Source organism: Streptomyces sp. NBC_01276, from assembly GCF_041435355.1.
In the GTDB taxonomy this organism is placed as follows: Bacteria; Actinomycetota; Actinomycetes; order Streptomycetales; family Streptomycetaceae; genus Streptomyces.
In genome coordinates, this window is the sequence record NZ_CP108442.1 from 6,217,308 (window position 1) to 6,231,787 (window position 14,480).

Below are 14,480 nucleotides of genomic sequence, written 5' to 3' on the forward strand. Positions count from 1 at the left end.
GGGCCCGGCACACCGTCGGCCTAGAGCTTCTGCGCCAGGGCGATGCCCAGCGCCACCAGCAGCGTCACCACGACGAACACGATCAGCCGCTGCCGCATCAGCTTCGGGTCCGGCCGTGAGGGCCGGCGCCCCGTGCCGGTGGTCCGCGGAGCCGGACGGCCACCCGTACGCCCGGCGGTGGAACCGGGATTGCGCGGGGACGAGGGCCGCGAGTGGGGTCCGCCGTGCGGGGCCTGCGCCCTGGGGGCGGGCGTGCCGCCGCCCGGGGTGCGCCGGTCCACGCTGCTCTGCTCGGTGTAGAGGGCGGTCTGGTCGGCGAGCCGCCCCACCGGCCGGTCGGGCCGCGGCCGCTGCACCGGCGGCCGGCCGTCGCCCAGACCCTGCGCCTCGCGGGCCGCGATCTCCTTCAGCCGCATCGACAGCTGCAGGGTCGTCGGCCGCTCCTCGGGGTCCTTGGCCAGGCAGGCCCGAACCAGCGGCGCGAGGGCGTCCGGTACGCCGACCAGGTGGGGCTCCTCGTGCACCACCCGGTACAGCATGACCTCGGAACTGCCGTGTCCGAACGGGGAGTCGGCGGTCGCCGCGTAGGCGAGGGTGGCGCCGAGCGCGAAGACGTCGGTGGCGGGGGTGACGGCGGCGCCGCGCACCTGCTCGGGGGCGAGGAAGCCGGGGGAGCCGACGGCGGTCCCCACGTGGGTCAGGGTGCTCGCCCCGGTCGCCCAGGCGATGCCGAAGTCGATGATCCGCGGGCCCTTGGGGGACAGCAGGATGTTCGAGGGCTTGAGATCGCGGTGGACCACGCCGGCCTCGTGCACGGCGACGAGGCCCTCGGAGAGCGCGGCACCGATGGCGGCGATCTGCGCGGCCGTCAGGGGGCCTTCCTCGGCCACCTTGTCGTGCAGCGAGGGTCCGGGCACGTACTGCGTGGCGAACCAGGGGCGCTCGGCCTCCAGATCGGCGGCCACCAGCCGCGCGGTGCACCCGCCGCGGATCCGCCGGGCGGCGGACACCTCGCGCGCGAAGCGGGAGCGGAACTCCTGGTCCTCGGCCAGGTCGGGCCGGATCACCTTCAGGGCGACGCGCTGACCGCGCCGGTCGGACCCCAGGTAGACCACGCCCATGCCGCCCGCGCCGAGCCTGCGGTGCAGTCTGAACGAGCCGACGACACGCGGGTCCTCGCGCCGGAGCCGCATCATCGCCATGTCCACCCCGCTGACCGGTCGTCCTGTTGACCTGGCACAGCTTACGGACCATCCGGCACGAGCGCTCAGAGGCCGCGCCCTCGTCGAAGGATTCGATCGTCAGTACGTGGCAGGCCACTTGAGGGTGTGCCGCCCCCGGCCGCCGCCCCCGGACCCGCACCGGAACCGGCGCCCAAACGGCCCTCGTGCCAAGGGGATTGGCGCCGACTGCGGCCCCGCGCGAGCGCATCTCCCGAGGGGGAGCGGCGAGAGCCGCCGGGTGACGCGGTCAACCGCCCGTACGCGGACACGTGTGTGCGGGGAGTGACGGAAGTGAGCGAAGTCACTACCCTCCGGTCATCCCCTCCGGGAAGTCCCCCATGACGGGGAAGCGGTCTCCACCCAGGGGAGTACTCCGGGGAGGTGCTCGTCATCCTCCCGGAGGCCCGCCAAAGGGTACGAAGGCATGAGGCCAGGGGCCTTCCGCACGCCTAGTGTTGAAGACAAGCGGCGGGTGGCGCACTCGTCCCCCGAGGTCACGAACCCGCCGCTGCCAGACGACAGGGAGAGGACCATGGCGGACATCGCCCGGCAGGGACGCAAGGCATTCGCGTTCAACAGCCATGAGTCCGGTAAGCGCCACCCGCTGGTGGCCGCGGCGATGGTCCTCCCCCTGGCCGCCCTCCTGCTCTTCCTCTTCGGAGGTTTCGACCAGGTGGCGGCACAGGCGTCGTCCGTTGGCGTGATGCTGGGGCGCTGAGCGGCGCCCCGGGTCCGGGAGAGCGGCCCGGACCGGGACATCGGCCTGTCGAATCCCCGTGGGGACGGGGGATCGACGACGGACGGCAGGTGAAGGGTGCTGCCCGTACGACTGGGGAGTCGGACGGGCAGCACCCTTCTTCTTTCGTCCCGCCCCCGCCCCCCGTAGCCTCGTCCCGAGCGAAGGAGAGGCCCATGGCGGACGCGGACCACGACCCCACGAGCACGCAGGCCCACGACGGGGAGGCGGCGCACCCCCGTCGCCGCGGCACGCCGCCGCGCACCCCCGTCGCCGCGTGAGCGCACTGCCGCTGCCCGCCCCGCTGCCCGCGGCCCTCGCCGCCTGGGCCCGCGGCGGCCCCGCGCAGCCCTACGTCCTCCTCGCCGACCGCCCCGACGGGACGGTCGTGCGCTGCGGGGACGCCGTGGCCAAGGCGCACGCCCCGGGCAGCGACCCGGAGGCCCTCGCGGCCCGCATCCGCGTCGCCGGCTCCGGAGCCCTCGCGGGGGTGCTGCTGCCCCCGCTGCGCACCGGGGCCGTCCACGGCCGCACCGTCACGCTGTGGCCCTACGGGACCCCCGTGGATCCGGCGCGCCCCGAGGACGCCCCCTGGGAGGAGGCCGCCCGGCTGCTCGCGGCCCTGCACCGGACCGAACCCGGGGACCTCCCCGGACCCCTCCCGCCGATGCGCGGCCCGGCCAAGGTGGCCCGCGCCCTGCGTCGCCTGGCCAGAGCCCCGCAGCCGGACCCGGACGGGGTCCGGGCGGTCCGCGCCGCCGCCGCGACCCTCCCGGACTGGGCTCGCGGCGAGGGCGTCCCCCCGGCCGGGGCGGCGGTGCTGTGCCACGGCGACCTGCACCTCGGGCAGCTCGTCCGCCACCCCGTCCCCGACGGTCCCTGGCGGCTCATCGACGTCGACGACCTCGGCCTCGGGGCGCCCGCCTGGGACCTGGCCCGCCCGGCGGCCTGGTACGCGGCCGGGATCCTCGCCCCGGAGGCCTGGCTGCGCTTCCTCGACGCCTACCGGGCCGCGGGAGGCCCGGCCGCCGGCCCGCCCGGCAGCGACCCCTGGCCGGAACTCGACCTGGCCGCGCGGGCGCTGACCGTACAGACGGCGGCCCTCGCCCTCGCCAAGGCGGCGCCCGCCCGCCGCCCGCTGGACGAGGGGGAGCGGCTGATGCTGGATTCCTGTGTCCGAATGGCTACATTCCGGGCCGAGTTGGAGCCCTGACTCCGTCGTAAGGTGAGCGGGAGGCGCCGGGTGGGCATCCGGCGCCGACGCGAACGGCGAGGAGTTGATCCGGTCATGCAGTGTCCGAAGTGTCACGCGATGATGCACACCTACAACCGCAACGGCGTCCAGATCGAGCAGTGCAGCGGCTGCCGCGGCATCTTTCTCGACTACGGCGAGTTGGAGGCGCTGACCCGTCTGGAGTCCCAGTACACGGCGCAGCAGTACGGCCAGGTCCCGCCGCCCGCCGCGCCGCCGGCCCCGTACCCGGCCCACGTGGCTCCGGCCCCGGCCTGGGGCGCCCCGCAGCACGGCGGCCACGGCCACGGACACGGACACCACGGTCACCACAAGGGCGGATTCGGCCGGATGCTCTTCTCCTCCTGAGGCCGGTCGGCACCCGGGAACGCGGAAGCCCCGGCCGTGGGAACGGCCGGGGCTTCCGGAGGTGGTGCGCGATACTGGGATTGAACCAGTGACCTCTTCCGTGTCAGGGAAGCGCTCTCCCGCTGAGCTAATCGCGCGGGACCGCGGTGTGAAACCGCAGGTGGTACGTGTACTGCGTGCGCGATACTGGGATTGAACCAGTGACCTCTTCCGTGTCAGGGAAGCGCTCTCCCGCTGAGCTAATCGCGCGGGGATCCTTGCGGATCAGTGGACGATACTGGGATTGAACCAGTGACCTCTTCCGTGTCAGGGAAGCGCTCTCCCGCTGAGCTAATCGTCCTTGGAGGTGGAGACGGGATTTGAACCCGTGTAGACGGCTTTGCAGGCCGTTGCCTCGCCTCTCGGCCACTCCACCATGGAGCTGTAGGGGTTCTCGGGAAGAAATCCCCCACTTCGAGCGGACGACGAGACTCGAACTCGCGACATCCACCTTGGCAAGGTGGTGCTCTACCAACTGAGCTACGTCCGCAGGTCACCGTGTTCGCTCCGGGGTTTTTCCCCTTCGCTCCCTGGCGACGTGTTGAACTCTAGCGGATTCCCGGGCCAGCTCAAAAACGCGTTTCCGCAGCGTGCTGCGGCCCGATCACCACCGGTCACCCGGCGGCCACCCCACCGGCGCCATCGCGTCACCGGTCATAGACTCGCAGCCGTGCACGACCTGCCTCCCCTGGCCCGCTTCGGCGGCCTCCTCGCGACCGACCTCCGTGACGTCACCAGTGACCCCTCGGCCCTCGACTCCTCCGGCTTCTGGGCGGTGACCGCAGACTTCGAAGGCCGGCTGGTCTGCGCGCGCTTCGGGGACGTGCGTCCCGACCCCGTCCCGGCCCCCGTGCCCGGGGCCTGGTCCGGTCCGGCCGCCGGCCGCTGGTCCTCCTCGCTGGACCGCGGCGCGTACGTCGCGGGCGTGCGCCGGATACGCGCGTACATCGAGGCCGGTGAGGTCTACCAGGCCAACCTCTGCCGCGTGATGTCCGCGCCGCTGCCGGACCCCGCGCGGGCCGACGTGGACGCCCTCACCGCCCTGCTCGCGCGCGGGAACCCCGCTCCCTACGCAGGAACGATTCGTCTCCCGGCCCACGGCGTGGAGATCGCCAGCGCCTCCCCGGAGCTCTACCTGAGCCGCCACGGCCGCCGCATCGAGTCCGGCCCCATCAAGGGCACCGGCCGCACCGTGGCCGACCTGCTGCCCAAGGACCACGCCGAGAACGTGATGATCGTGGACCTGGTCCGCAACGACCTGGGCCGGGTCTGCGCGACCGGCTCGGTCACCGTCCCGGAGCTGTGCGCCGTGGAGGAGCACCCCGGCCTCGTCCACCTGGTCTCCACCGTCAGCGGAGAACTCGCCGAGGGCGCGGGCTGGCCGGAGCTGCTCGCCGCCACCTTCCCGCCCGGCTCCGTCACCGGCGCGCCCAAGTCCTCCGCCCTGCGGATCATCGACGAACTGGAGACCGCCCCGCGCGGCCCCTACTGCGGCGGCATCGGCTGGGTGGACGCGGACCGGGGCACCGCCGCCCTGGCCGTCGGCATCCGCACCTTCTGGATCGACCGCACGGCCCCCGGCGGCCCCCGCCTGTGCTTCGGGACCGGAGCGGGCATCACCTGGGGCTCCGACCCCGAGCGGGAGTGGGCGGAGACCGAGCTCAAGGCGGCCCGGCTGGTCGCGCTAGCGTCAGGGGTGCGAGAGCCGGGCCCGAACGGGGCCCGCGACCTGAGTGGAGGAACCGTACGGTGAGGATCTGGCTCGACGGAACGCTGCGGGACGACCACGACGCGAAGGTGTCCGTACTCGACCACGGGCTCACCGTGGGCGACGGGGTCTTCGAGACGGTCAAGGCCCAGGACGGGACCCTCTTCGCGCTCACCCGCCACCTGGACCGGCTGACCCGCTCGGCCCGCGGCCTCGGCCTGCCCGACCCCGACCTCGACGAGGTGCGCCGCGCCTGCGCCGCCGTGGTGGCCGAACATCCCGTGCCGCTCGGCCGGCTCCGGATCACCTACACCGGCGGCCTCTCCCCCCTCGGCTCCGAGCGCGGCGACAGCGGACCCACGCTGACCGTCGCCATCGGGGAGACCGTCCGCCGCCCCGACACCACCGCGGTGATCACCGTGCCCTGGGTGCGCAACGAGCGCTCCGCGGTGGCCGGTCTGAAGACCACCTCCTACGCCGAGAACGTGGTGGCCCTGGCCCGCGCGCACGGGGAGGGGGCCTCCGAGGCCCTCTTCGCCAACACCGTCGGCCGGCTCTGCGAGGGCACCGGCTCCAACGTCTTCGTCGTCCTCGACGGCGAGCTGTACACCCCGCCCCTGGTCTCGGGCTGCCTCGCCGGCATCACCCGGGCGCTGGCCGTCGAATGGACCGGCGCCAAAGAGGCCGACCTGCCCTTCGACGCGCTGGAGCGCGCCGAGGAGGTCTTCCTGACCTCGACCCTGCGCGACGTACAGGCCGTCCACCGCGTCGACGGCCGCACCCTGGCCGCCCCGGGCCCGGTCACCGGCAAGGCGATGCGGATCTTCGAGGAGCGGGCCGCCTCCGACATCGACCCCTGAGCGGGACCGGCGGGCACGGCCCGTAGTCACGGAGCCGCGGGGCGGGTAGAACTCGACGGATGACCACCACCCTGCGGCCCTCGGGGCCGCTCCTGCAGAGCGAGGACGGTGCCCGCTCGCGCCCCTACGAGGTCCGCGTCAACAGCAGGCGCGTGGGGGCGCTGCTGATCGCCGCGGACACCCCCTTCGGGCCGACCGTGGGGGAGATCCGCGACCTGGCCATCGACGAACGCGACCGCCTCCGGGGCCGCGCCACCGTCGCGGCGCTCGCCGCCGAGGAGGTGCTGCGCGGCTGGGGCTGCCGCCGGGTGCGCCTCTCCGTACCGGCCGGCTCGCCCGGCGGGCTGCGGCTGGCGGCGGCCCTGGGCTACGTCGAGCAGGGCCGCAACATGGCCAAGGACCTCCCGGAAGACCCGCCCGCCCTCTCCGCCGGGGTACGGGGCCGCCCGATGACGGCCGCCGAGTACACCGCCTGGAACCCGCGGGCCCGCGAGGCGTACGCCGCGAGCTGGACCGGGCGCGGCATGGACCCCGAGGCCGCCCGCAACAAGGCGCGGGCCGACCACGACGCGCTGCTCCCGCTGGGACCGGACACCCCCGGAGTGACCCTCACCGTCCTGGAGGCGGCCGGCGTCCCCGTCGGGCACGTCTGGGTCTCCGGGGCCGGGGAGGGCGCGTACGTCTTCGACGTCGAGGTCGCCGCGGAACACCGGGGGCGCGGCCACGGGCGCGACCTGATGCTCCTCGCGGAGCACGCCGCCCTGGCCGCCGGACACCGTCGGCTGGCCCTCCACGTGTTCGCCGCCAACGCCCCGGCGCTGCGCCTGTACGAGTCCCTCGGCTACCGGGCGACGCACTTCAACTACGCGAAGGAGCTGATCTAGGAGGCGCCGAGGAGCCGGTCCGCGATCTCCTCGATGCGGGCGCGCAGGCCCTCCTGGCTCTTGCCGCCGTCGAGGCGCTCGCCGTCGATCACGTAGGTCGGGGTGCCGGTCACGCCGATGGCCTTGCCCTCGGCCTGGTCGGCGTCGACGATCAGGATGTGCCGGCCGTCGATCAGCGCGGTGTCGAACTCCTCCGCGTCCAGACCGAGTTCGCGCGCCACGTCCAGCAGGGCGGCCTCGCCGCGCTCACCGAGCTCGGCGGTGCGCGCCAGGACGGCCTCCGCGTACGGCCAGCCCTTGCCCTGCTCCGCGGCCTCCTCGGCGGCCTGCGCGGCGGCGAAGGCGTGCTTGTGCTTCTCCAGGGGGAAGTGGCGCAGCCGGATGTCCAGCCGGTCGCCGTAGCGGGCCCGCAGGGCGCGCACGTCGTCCAGAGCGCTGTGGCAGTCCGGGCACTGGAGTTCGCACCAGACGTCGAGGATCACGGAATCGGTCATGCGGACAGTCTCCCAGACCCCCCGGGGAGGAGATCCGACCCCGAGATGTCCCGGAGATCCGCGCCGCAGGCCTTTCGGACATGGCCCCGACGGCATCCGCCGGTGCAGGATGGAAGGGACAGATCGCCCATCCGTCCAGGGTCGGAGGACCGCATGCTCGCCGAAACCATATGCTCCGCGGTGTCCGCCGCGGGACTGGGCATCGCCGCGGTGACCGCGTACCGCAGGCGCTTCCTGACCGCCACGCGCATCGCGGCGTACTCCCTGGTGCCGGTGGGCCTGGTGATGACCGGCGTGGTGGAGTGGTTGTCCGGGATCGTCTTCCGGCCGTCCGTCTGGATCGGCTTCGGCCTGCTGGGCCTGGCCTGGCTGCTCCTGGTGACCACCCGGAGCGTGGAGCGCCGCGGCCTCGGCAGGGAGCGGCCCGCGAAGGCGGCCCGGGGAGGCGCGGCCCGGGAGGCCGTGGCCCCCGCCGCCTCCGCCCCCTCCCTCGGCACCGGAGCCCGTACCGACTCCGCCCCGGCCGCCGCCGCGCCCCCGGCCGAGGACTTCTCCGACATCGAGGCCATCCTCAAGAAGCACGGCATCTAGGCCGGAAGGAGCACGGCATCCAGGCCGGGTGGCGCGGGCGCGGTGCCCGGAAGCCGCCCCGGGGCCATAGCGCACGCGCGGCCGGGCGCGGGGGAGAAGTGGCCGGGAACCACCTGAACTGACGAGAGAGGGCCGGCTCCCGCTCCCCGAATGGCGTGTTGGGGGCCGAACCGGGACGGGCTGCGCGATCATCGCCCCGACATGCTCGACACATCGCAGGACGAGCCGCAGGCTCTCCCTTCCGTCGCCGAGGTCCCCCTCGCCCAGGCCGCCGTCCCGCCGGCCCCGCTCTCCCCCGAGGGGCGCGGTTGCCTCTTCGCCCTCTCCCAGCCCCCTCTGATGATCTTCCTAGGGGTGATCGGGAGCCTGCTGCTGTTCGCCGCCGTCCACGACCTGTACCTGCTCTGAGCCCTCCGGCTGGGAGTCGGCCTCCTTGCGGCGCGCCCGGTAGGCGGCCACGTGCAGCCGGTTCCCGCAGGTCCGGCTGTCGCAGTAGCGGCGGGAGCGATTGCGGGACAGGTCCACGAAGGCCCGCCGGCAGTCCGGGGCCTCGCAGCGGCGCAGCCGCTCCTGTTCGCCCGAGACCACGATGAAGGCGAGCGCCATGCCGCCGTCCGCCGCGAGGTGGTCGCCCACCGAGGCGCCCGGCGCGAAGTAGTGCACGTGCCAGTCGTAGCCGTCGTGGTCGGTGAGCTGCGGGGTGGTGCCCGCGGTGGCGACGAGTTCGTTGATCAGTGCGGCCGCCGCACGGGAGTTCGGTGCCGCGAAGACCTGGGCGAACTTGCCGCGCACGGTCCGCACGCCGGCGAGGTCGCGGGCACCGAGCTCGCCGACGTCGCTGATCGCGTGCTCCTTGACGAAGCCGCGCAGTGCCGCGACGTCGGACAGGCCGTCCGGCTGGTCCGGCTCGGCCGCGGTGTTCACCAGCGCGACGACGACGTCGAGCGCGCGACGGGTGTCGTGGGGGATCTGCACGGGGTCGCTCCCTGGAGGCCGGCATTGCGGCGACGGACCGCCGCCGCCGCTGGGGGGCCGACTCTAGCGGTTACCTCCCCGGGCGGGCCCAAGCGCACCGGCGCCGTCCTCGCGGTCGGCTTCCGCGAGAACAGCGCCGGCACTGCCGTATGTGGTTGTCCGACCCGCACCGTCGCCCCGAGTCGGACGGTGTCGAGCGGCTGTAGGGCTGGCTCAGCTTTCGGCCAGGATGTGGGAGAGCTCCTTGTCGAGGTCGAAGTGCCGGTGTTCGGTCCCGGGTGGGACCGCGGCGTCCGTCCGCTTGAGGAACGATTCGAGGGCTCGGGCGGGTGCTTCGAGCAGCGCTTCTCCCTCCGGTGAGCTCAGGGCGATGCACACGACGCCCTGACCGTGGCTGCGGGACGGCCAGACGCGGACGTCGCCGGTTCCGGTGGGCCGGTGGAGGCCCTCTGCGAGGAGGTCGCGGGCGAATACCCATTCGACCGTCTCCTCGGCGCCGGTGTGGAAGGTGGCGTGCACGGCGTAGGGATCGGCCGTGTCATACCGCAGGCCCGCGGGAACAGGCAGTGAGGACTCGCTCGACACAACGAGGCGCAGGTGCAGCTCGCAGCTGACCGTGGTGTTCATAAGCGCCAGGGCCTTTCGCTCAGTGTGCGCTCGGGGATTCGCACGTCGGCGAAATCGACATGCCACCTACGGTGCCGTTGTAAACCCCTCTGACCGTTTTGCGGACCTCTGGGTCCCTCGAACGGCGGATCCAAAGCGGCATTCACGTGTGCTTCCGGCTCCGGTAGATTCGGAGCCATGAATACGGGGAGTGACCGAGGGGCCGACGAGTCCGCCACCACCGAACCGGCCGCCGAAGAGACGCCGCACGTCTCGAAGGCGCCTGCGTTCATCAAGGCCAACCGCAGCCTGCACCTGAGCTGGCAGGTCGGCGTCTTCGTCGTCGGCCTGGCCGTCATCGGCGCGGGCATCGCCATGCTCGTCCTGCCCGGTCCGGGCTGGGTGGCGATCTTCGCCGGCCTGGCGATCTGGGCCACCGAGTTCGCCTGGGCCCACCTCGTCCTGCGCTGGACCAAGCGCAAGGTCAGCGAGGCCGCGCAGAAGGCGCTCGACCCGAAGGTGCGCCGCCGCAACATCATCCTCACCGGGGTCGGCCTGGCCATCGCGGGCGCGCTGATCGGTTTCTACCTGTGGAAGTACGGCCTCGCGCTGCCGTGGAACCTGAAGGACCAGTGACCGTCCGGGGATGGTCATGGAGCACCCCTGACATGCGGTAATGTTTGCGGTGCGTCCGGGCGATTAGCTCAGTGGGAGAGCACTTCGTTCACACCGAAGGGGTCACTGGTTCGAACCCAGTATCGCCCACCCGGAGCAGAGGCCCGGAGACTCGGAAGAGTCTCCGGGCCTCTGTCGTACCCGCCCGGACCCGGACCCGGCTCCCGCCGGTCCGGGCCTCCTTCAGTGGAGCCGGCCGAGGGCCTCCCGGAGCCTGCGGGCCTCGCGCAGCCGCTTCTCGTACGTCGCCCCCACCACCAGCAGGAGCAGACCCGCCAGGGCCGGGGGCAGCCAGCGCGGCAGCGCCCCGACGGCCTGGACCACGTACGGGGCCAGCTCGTGCACGGCCACCGCCGCCAGGGTCGCGCCGCCCAGCAGCAGTGGCGCCCGCAGCCTGCGGTGCGCCCCGCCCAGGGTCAGGCCCAGCGCCGCCAGGCCCAGCAGGAGCGGGCGCGGCCAGTACGGGTCCCCCCAGACGGCCGCCAGGCTCGGCAGCAGGGTCGCCGCCAGCCCCGGACCGTACGCCGCCCACGACGAGGCCGCCGGGTCCCGGCGGCGCCGCACGAGACCCACCGCCAGGGCGAGCACCGACACCGGCAGCGTGTACGCCTCCGCCGCCGTCACCCCCGACGCGCCCAGCCGCACCCACGAGGCCGCCACGAACAGCGCCCCCGCGGCCCAGCCCAGCGCCCGCCGGTCCGGGCGCACCGCGGCGCCCGCACACAGCACCCCGCCCAGCGCGAGGACCAGGGCCAGCACCGGCCGGTCCCCGGCCGCCAGGAGCACCGCGAGCACCCCCGCCGTCCCCGCCGCCGCCTCGGCGGGGACCCGTACCGGACCCAGCCTCGGCGCGAGCGCCACCACCACGGCCGATACCGCCGGCACGGCGACCGCCCGCCACGGGAGGGCGAGCCCCGCCGACGCGCCCATCGCCACCGCCGTCGCCGTCGCGAACCCGACCGCGCACACCGCCCCGCCCGCCCGCACGGCCCGCTCGGCGGGCCCGTACGCCGCCCCCAGCGCGCAGCCGGCCCCCAGCAGGCCGAACACCGCGAAGGTGGCCAGGCGGCCGTCCAGGGCCGTCAGGGACACGTCCAGGGCCGCGGCCGCCGCGCAGCCCCCGGCCGCGCCGGCGGCGCCGCGGTCCGTGGCCCGCAGCGCCGCCACCCCGGCCGCGGCGGTCACCGCCAGCTGCGCCGCGAGCACCGCCGCCACCGGCAGCCCCGCCACCACCGGCGCCACGAACAGGGCCGCTCCGGCGCACACCGCCGCCGCCGTCCGCGACTCCCGGCGCGGCAGCACCCCGGCCGGCCGCGCCAGCGCCCCGGCCGCCAGGAGCAGCGTCACCACGTACGGGATCCCGTACCCGTCCCCGGCCGGCCGCGGGGTCGTCGCCGCCCACACCTCGCGCAGCACCCCCAGCCCGGAGAGCAGCGCCGCCGCCACCGTCGGGACCGCCGCCAGCGCCCCCAGGACGGACACCGCCGCCCCGGCCCACAGCAGTCCCCGGCGCACCGGCTCCGGCAGCCCGCCCATCCGCGGGACCGCCACCAGCAGGGCCAGTGCCGCCGCCACCCGCACCGCGACCGCCCACCCCGGGGCAGGCCCGGCCGGGGCCAGCGCCCCGACCGCCGCCACCCCCGCCAGGCCCCCCGCGACGGCCGCCGCCCAGGCCCGCGGCTCGCGCCGGGCCACCGCCACGCCCAGCAGCGCCCCCGCCGCCAGCAGCCCCGCCGGACCGGCCGTCCCGGGAGCCGCGAGGGAGAGCGCCAGCCCCGTGGACAGGGCCATCGCGGCGAGCAGCCCCCCGGCCACCGCCGCGGGCAGCCGTACCGCCCGTCGGGACACCGCCGTCGCGAGCGCCACGTCCAGCGCGGCCGTCACCAGCAGCGCCCAGCCGCCCGCCAGGGGCCCCGCCCCGGTGACGGCCGCCGCCAGCGGCAACGGCAGCTGCGCCGCCGCCACCGCGGCCGGCAGCGGCAGCCGCAGCCCGCGCAGCGCGACCCCGTACCCGGCCCAGAGCCCCGCCAGCACGGCCGCCGCCCCCGCCGCGTACGCCCCGCCGCCGGTGCCGGGAAGGCCCACGGCGTGCAGGGCGTAGGCGTCCAGCACGGTCAGCGGCAGCGCGACGCCCGCCACCGACTCGGCCGTCGAGCGCAGCCCGCGCCGTAGCAGCGCGGCGGGCGCGGCGAGCGCCGCGGCCGTCAGCAGGGCCAGCACCGCGGAGCGGCCCCCGATGCCCAGCGAACCCCAGCTGACCAGGGTGAAGGCGAGCGCGGCCACGGCGAGCAGCACCGCGCCCAGGGTCAGCAGCACGTTCTGCGCGCTCGGGCCGGTCGAGGGCGGCCCCCCGTGGGCCACCGGAGGGAAGGCCGGCGCCGGGGCCGGTGCCTGCTGCCACAGCAGACGCACCAGCCACTCCCGACGGGTCAACAGATACAGCCGCCGGGCGTCCAGTCGGGCCAGCTCGCGGTCGATCAGCGCCAGCTCCTCGGCGGGCGGCAGGGGCGTGTCCATAGCCGGAGTGTGGTGCCCGTCACTCCCTCAGGACATGGGCGTGCGTACTCAGATCGGCGCTGAGTACCCCTGGGGTCCGCGCACACCCCGGGCGCCCGGGGCACCCCGGGCACCAAAACCCCGGACGGCCGGACGCGGACCCCGCCACCGCGCCAGACTGGGGCCATGCCGAGCTGGACGCACTACCGCTTCCGCGACGTGTGGGACCTCGACGCCCCGCCCGCCCTCGTGTTCGCGCGGCTGGAGGACCCCGCGCACTACCCCCGGTGGTGGCCCCAGGTCCGCCGGGTCCGGCCGGTCGACGAGCACACCGGTACCGCCGTGATCCGCTCCGTCCTCCCGTACGCGATCCACGTCACCCTCACCGGCCTGCTCCGCGATCCCGCGCGGGGCGTCCTGGAGGTGGCGGTGCGCGGGGACCTCGAAGGCTGGGCGCGGTGGACCGTACGCCCGCGCGCCGCCGGCCCCGCGACCGCACGCGCCGTCTACGAGCAGGAGGTCGAGCTGCGGGCGGCCCCGCTGCGGCCGTTCGCGCTCGTCGGGCGGCCGGTCCTGCGGCTCAACCACACCCTGATGATGCGGGCGGGGCGGCGCGGTCTCGCGGCCCTGCTGGACGCCGAGCGGGAAGCGGTTTGAACAGACCCCGAGGCTCTTGTATTGTTCAGTCCATTCCCGGGCGATTAGCTCAGCGGGAGAGCACTTCGTTCACACCGAAGGGGTCACTGGTTCGATCCCAGTATCGCCCACCGGGACAGGCCGGTCCGTCACTGACGGACCGGCCTTCCGCATGTACGGGCCCCTACGCGGCCTGCGACACCTCCGGGCGCAGCGGCCAGTGCGGATCCACCGACTCCGGGGTGCCCTGCCGGGTGAACCACGCCTGGAGCCCGCGCGCCTGTGCCGCGTGCCACACGGCCTGCAGCGCGTGCAGTTCCGCCGGGGTCAGCCGCTCCAGCCGCCCCGCGAAGCGCCGCCCGACCGCCCGGACCAGTTCCAGCGAGGCCATCGCGTCCGCCGTCGCGTCGTGCGCGCCCTCCAGCTCTATCCCGTAGTGCGCGCACAGGTCCGTCAGCGTCCGCCGGCCCTTGCGGTAGCGGTCCAGGTGCTTGTCCAGCACCCGCGGGTCCAGCACCGTCAGCGGCCGGTTGTCCAGGTACCGGGCCAGGGTCGAGGCCCGGTGCCGGCGCAACTCCCGGTCCAGCAGCGTCAGGTCGAACGGCGCGTTCATCACCACCACCGGCCGGCCCGCCACCTGCTGCTCACCGAGCGCGCGGGCTATCTCCTCCACCACCGGCGCCGGCCAACGGCCGTGACGCTGGAGGTGCTCGTCGGTCAGGCCGTGCACTTCCGTGGCACCCGGCGGCACCGGGATGCCGGGATTGACCAGCCACCGGGTGGTGCGGACGCGGCCTCCCGCACACTCCTGCACGACGAGCGCGGCGGACACGATCCGGTCCTGCTCGACGTCCACCCCGGTGGTCTCCGTGTCGAATGCGGCCAGCGGGCCCTCGTACCAGCGTGTCATGGCGAACTCCTCGTCCCCGATCGACAGATGGGGCGCCCCCGGGCACA

Annotated in this window: 16 protein-coding genes and 7 tRNA genes; 12 read left to right on the forward strand and 11 right to left on the reverse strand. The window is 74.8% G+C overall.

All coding sequences use genetic code 11. The features are described 5' to 3' along the window. Positions 1-20: 20 nt before the first annotated feature. Entirely contained in the window at positions 21-1,208 is a 1,188-nt protein-coding gene (locus OG295_RS27970; protein ID WP_371679386.1) for a protein kinase, read from the reverse strand. A 523-nt stretch (positions 1,209-1,731) separates the two neighbouring features. Here OG295_RS27970 and OG295_RS27975 point away from each other — a divergent pair. The 3 genes from OG295_RS27975 (at position 1,732) to OG295_RS27985 (ending at position 3,559) form a co-directional block, all read left to right on the forward strand. Further along, the gene (locus OG295_RS27975) at positions 1,732-1,941 is read left to right on the forward strand and encodes a hypothetical protein (RefSeq protein ID WP_371681335.1); all 210 of its coding nucleotides are present in this window, start codon (positions 1,732-1,734) and stop codon (positions 1,939-1,941) included. Positions 1,942-2,245: 304 nt separating this feature from the next. Further along, the gene (locus tag OG295_RS27980; protein WP_371681336.1) at positions 2,246-3,172 is read left to right on the forward strand and encodes a phosphotransferase family protein; all 927 of its coding nucleotides are present in this window, start codon (positions 2,246-2,248) and stop codon (positions 3,170-3,172) included. A 75-nt stretch (positions 3,173-3,247) separates the two neighbouring features. Continuing rightward, positions 3,248-3,559, forward strand: coding sequence for a zf-TFIIB domain-containing protein (locus OG295_RS27985; protein WP_371679387.1), 312 nt, complete (start codon positions 3,248-3,250; stop codon positions 3,557-3,559). 62 nt (positions 3,560-3,621) lie between these two features. On the opposite strand, the gene OG295_RS27990 is transcribed toward OG295_RS27985, so the two are convergent. The 5 genes from OG295_RS27990 to OG295_RS28010 all read right to left on the reverse strand — a co-directional run bounded on the left by OG295_RS27990 (position 3,622) and on the right by OG295_RS28010 (position 4,088). Beyond that, positions 3,622-3,696 (reverse strand) — tRNA-Val (locus tag OG295_RS27990). 40 nt (positions 3,697-3,736) lie between these two features. Beyond that, positions 3,737-3,808, reverse strand: a tRNA-Val gene (locus tag OG295_RS27995). Positions 3,809-3,827: 19 nt separating this feature from the next. Beyond that, positions 3,828-3,899 (reverse strand) — tRNA-Val (locus OG295_RS28000). A 1-nt stretch (position 3,900) separates the two neighbouring features. Then, positions 3,901-3,974: transfer RNA gene (locus OG295_RS28005), tRNA-Cys, on the reverse strand. Between the two features lie 41 nt (positions 3,975-4,015). After that, positions 4,016-4,088: transfer RNA gene (locus OG295_RS28010), tRNA-Gly, on the reverse strand. Positions 4,089-4,268: 180 nt separating this feature from the next. Here OG295_RS28010 and OG295_RS28015 point away from each other — a divergent pair. Genes OG295_RS28015 through OG295_RS28025 form a run of 3 tightly spaced genes read left to right on the forward strand, consistent with a single transcriptional unit; the run spans position 4,269 to position 7,050 of the window. Next, positions 4,269-5,351: a chorismate-binding protein gene (locus OG295_RS28015; RefSeq protein WP_371679388.1), complete on the forward strand. Its 1,083-nt coding sequence runs from the start codon at positions 4,269-4,271 to the stop codon at positions 5,349-5,351. Beyond that, positions 5,348-6,166, forward strand: coding sequence for an aminotransferase class IV (locus OG295_RS28020; protein WP_371679389.1), 819 nt, complete (start codon positions 5,348-5,350; stop codon positions 6,164-6,166). The genes OG295_RS28015 and OG295_RS28020 overlap by 4 nt, the downstream gene beginning before the upstream one ends. Before the next feature lie 59 nt (positions 6,167-6,225). Then, positions 6,226-7,050 carry a GNAT family N-acetyltransferase gene (locus OG295_RS28025; RefSeq protein ID WP_371679390.1) on the forward strand — a complete coding sequence of 275 codons (825 nt, stop codon included), beginning with the start codon at positions 6,226-6,228 and terminating at the stop codon, positions 7,048-7,050. On the opposite strand, the gene OG295_RS28030 is transcribed toward OG295_RS28025, so the two are convergent. Then, on the reverse strand, positions 7,047-7,544 hold the full coding sequence (locus OG295_RS28030; RefSeq protein WP_371679391.1) for a DsbA family protein: 498 nt from the start codon (positions 7,542-7,544) through the stop codon (positions 7,047-7,049). The two genes, OG295_RS28025 and OG295_RS28030, sit on opposite strands and share 4 nt — an antisense overlap. A 153-nt stretch (positions 7,545-7,697) precedes the next feature. On the opposite strand from OG295_RS28030, the gene OG295_RS28035 reads away from it, so the two are divergent. Both OG295_RS28035 and OG295_RS28040 read left to right on the forward strand, forming a co-directional pair. Continuing rightward, positions 7,698-8,135, forward strand: coding sequence for a hypothetical protein (locus OG295_RS28035; protein WP_371679393.1), 438 nt, complete (start codon positions 7,698-7,700; stop codon positions 8,133-8,135). A 201-nt stretch (positions 8,136-8,336) separates the two neighbouring features. After that, on the forward strand, positions 8,337-8,543 hold the full coding sequence (locus OG295_RS28040; protein ID WP_356221591.1) for a hypothetical protein: 207 nt from the start codon (positions 8,337-8,339) through the stop codon (positions 8,541-8,543). Here the strand turns inward: OG295_RS28040 and OG295_RS28045 are convergent. Both OG295_RS28045 and OG295_RS28050 read right to left on the reverse strand, forming a co-directional pair. Then, a complete protein-coding gene (locus OG295_RS28045) occupies positions 8,484-9,110 on the reverse strand; it encodes a CGNR zinc finger domain-containing protein (protein WP_371679394.1) in 627 nt (208 codons plus the stop codon). The genes OG295_RS28040 and OG295_RS28045 overlap by 60 nt on opposite strands. A gap of 213 nt (positions 9,111-9,323) precedes the next feature. Beyond that, on the reverse strand, positions 9,324-9,737 hold the full coding sequence (locus tag OG295_RS28050; protein WP_030011909.1) for an SsgA family sporulation/cell division regulator: 414 nt from the start codon (positions 9,735-9,737) through the stop codon (positions 9,324-9,326). A gap of 177 nt (positions 9,738-9,914) precedes the next feature. Between OG295_RS28050 and OG295_RS28055 the strand changes: the two genes are divergently transcribed. Together OG295_RS28055 and OG295_RS28060 are read left to right on the forward strand one after the other, a co-directional pair. Next, on the forward strand, positions 9,915-10,352 hold the full coding sequence (locus OG295_RS28055) for a TIGR02611 family protein (RefSeq protein WP_371679395.1): 438 nt from the start codon (positions 9,915-9,917) through the stop codon (positions 10,350-10,352). A 57-nt stretch (positions 10,353-10,409) separates the two neighbouring features. Beyond that, a tRNA-Val gene (locus OG295_RS28060) sits at positions 10,410-10,481 on the forward strand. Positions 10,482-10,574: 93 nt separating this feature from the next. On the opposite strand, the gene OG295_RS28065 is transcribed toward OG295_RS28060, so the two are convergent. Beyond that, positions 10,575-12,908, reverse strand: coding sequence for an SCO7613 C-terminal domain-containing membrane protein (locus OG295_RS28065; RefSeq protein ID WP_371679396.1), 2,334 nt, complete (start codon positions 12,906-12,908; stop codon positions 10,575-10,577). A 165-nt stretch (positions 12,909-13,073) separates the two neighbouring features. Here OG295_RS28065 and OG295_RS28070 point away from each other — a divergent pair, with 165 nt between their 5' ends. Together OG295_RS28070 and OG295_RS28075 are read left to right on the forward strand one after the other, a co-directional pair. Then, entirely contained in the window at positions 13,074-13,544 is a 471-nt protein-coding gene (locus OG295_RS28070; RefSeq protein WP_371679397.1) for an SRPBCC family protein, read from the forward strand. Between the two features lie 38 nt (positions 13,545-13,582). Then, a tRNA-Val gene (locus OG295_RS28075) sits at positions 13,583-13,654 on the forward strand. Positions 13,655-13,707: 53 nt separating this feature from the next. On the opposite strand, the gene OG295_RS28080 is transcribed toward OG295_RS28075, so the two are convergent. Continuing rightward, entirely contained in the window at positions 13,708-14,433 is a 726-nt protein-coding gene (locus tag OG295_RS28080) for a 3'-5' exonuclease (RefSeq protein ID WP_371679398.1), read from the reverse strand. Positions 14,434-14,480: the final 47 nt, after the last annotated feature.

Excerpts from the sequence above, each read along its gene's own strand:
- OG295_RS28050 (WP_030011909.1), bottom strand. The coding sequence starts at position 9,737 with ATGAACACCACGGTCAGCTGCGAGCTGCACCTGCGCCTCGTTGTGTCG.
- OG295_RS28030 (WP_371679391.1), bottom strand. The coding sequence starts at position 7,544 with ATGACCGATTCCGTGATCCTCGACGTCTGGTGCGAACTCCAGTGCCCG.
- OG295_RS28080 (WP_371679398.1), bottom strand. The coding sequence starts at position 14,433 with ATGACACGCTGGTACGAGGGCCCGCTGGCCGCATTCGACACGGAGACC.
- OG295_RS28065 (WP_371679396.1), bottom strand. The coding sequence starts at position 12,908 with ATGGACACGCCCCTGCCGCCCGCCGAGGAGCTGGCGCTGATCGACCGC.
- OG295_RS28055 (WP_371679395.1), top strand. The coding sequence starts at position 9,915 with ATGAATACGGGGAGTGACCGAGGGGCCGACGAGTCCGCCACCACCGAA.
- OG295_RS28040 (WP_356221591.1), top strand. The coding sequence starts at position 8,337 with ATGCTCGACACATCGCAGGACGAGCCGCAGGCTCTCCCTTCCGTCGCC.
- OG295_RS28025 (WP_371679390.1), top strand. The coding sequence starts at position 6,226 with ATGACCACCACCCTGCGGCCCTCGGGGCCGCTCCTGCAGAGCGAGGAC.
- OG295_RS27985 (WP_371679387.1), top strand. The coding sequence starts at position 3,248 with ATGCAGTGTCCGAAGTGTCACGCGATGATGCACACCTACAACCGCAAC.
- OG295_RS28035 (WP_371679393.1), top strand. The coding sequence starts at position 7,698 with ATGCTCGCCGAAACCATATGCTCCGCGGTGTCCGCCGCGGGACTGGGC.
- OG295_RS28070 (WP_371679397.1), top strand. The coding sequence starts at position 13,074 with ATGCCGAGCTGGACGCACTACCGCTTCCGCGACGTGTGGGACCTCGAC.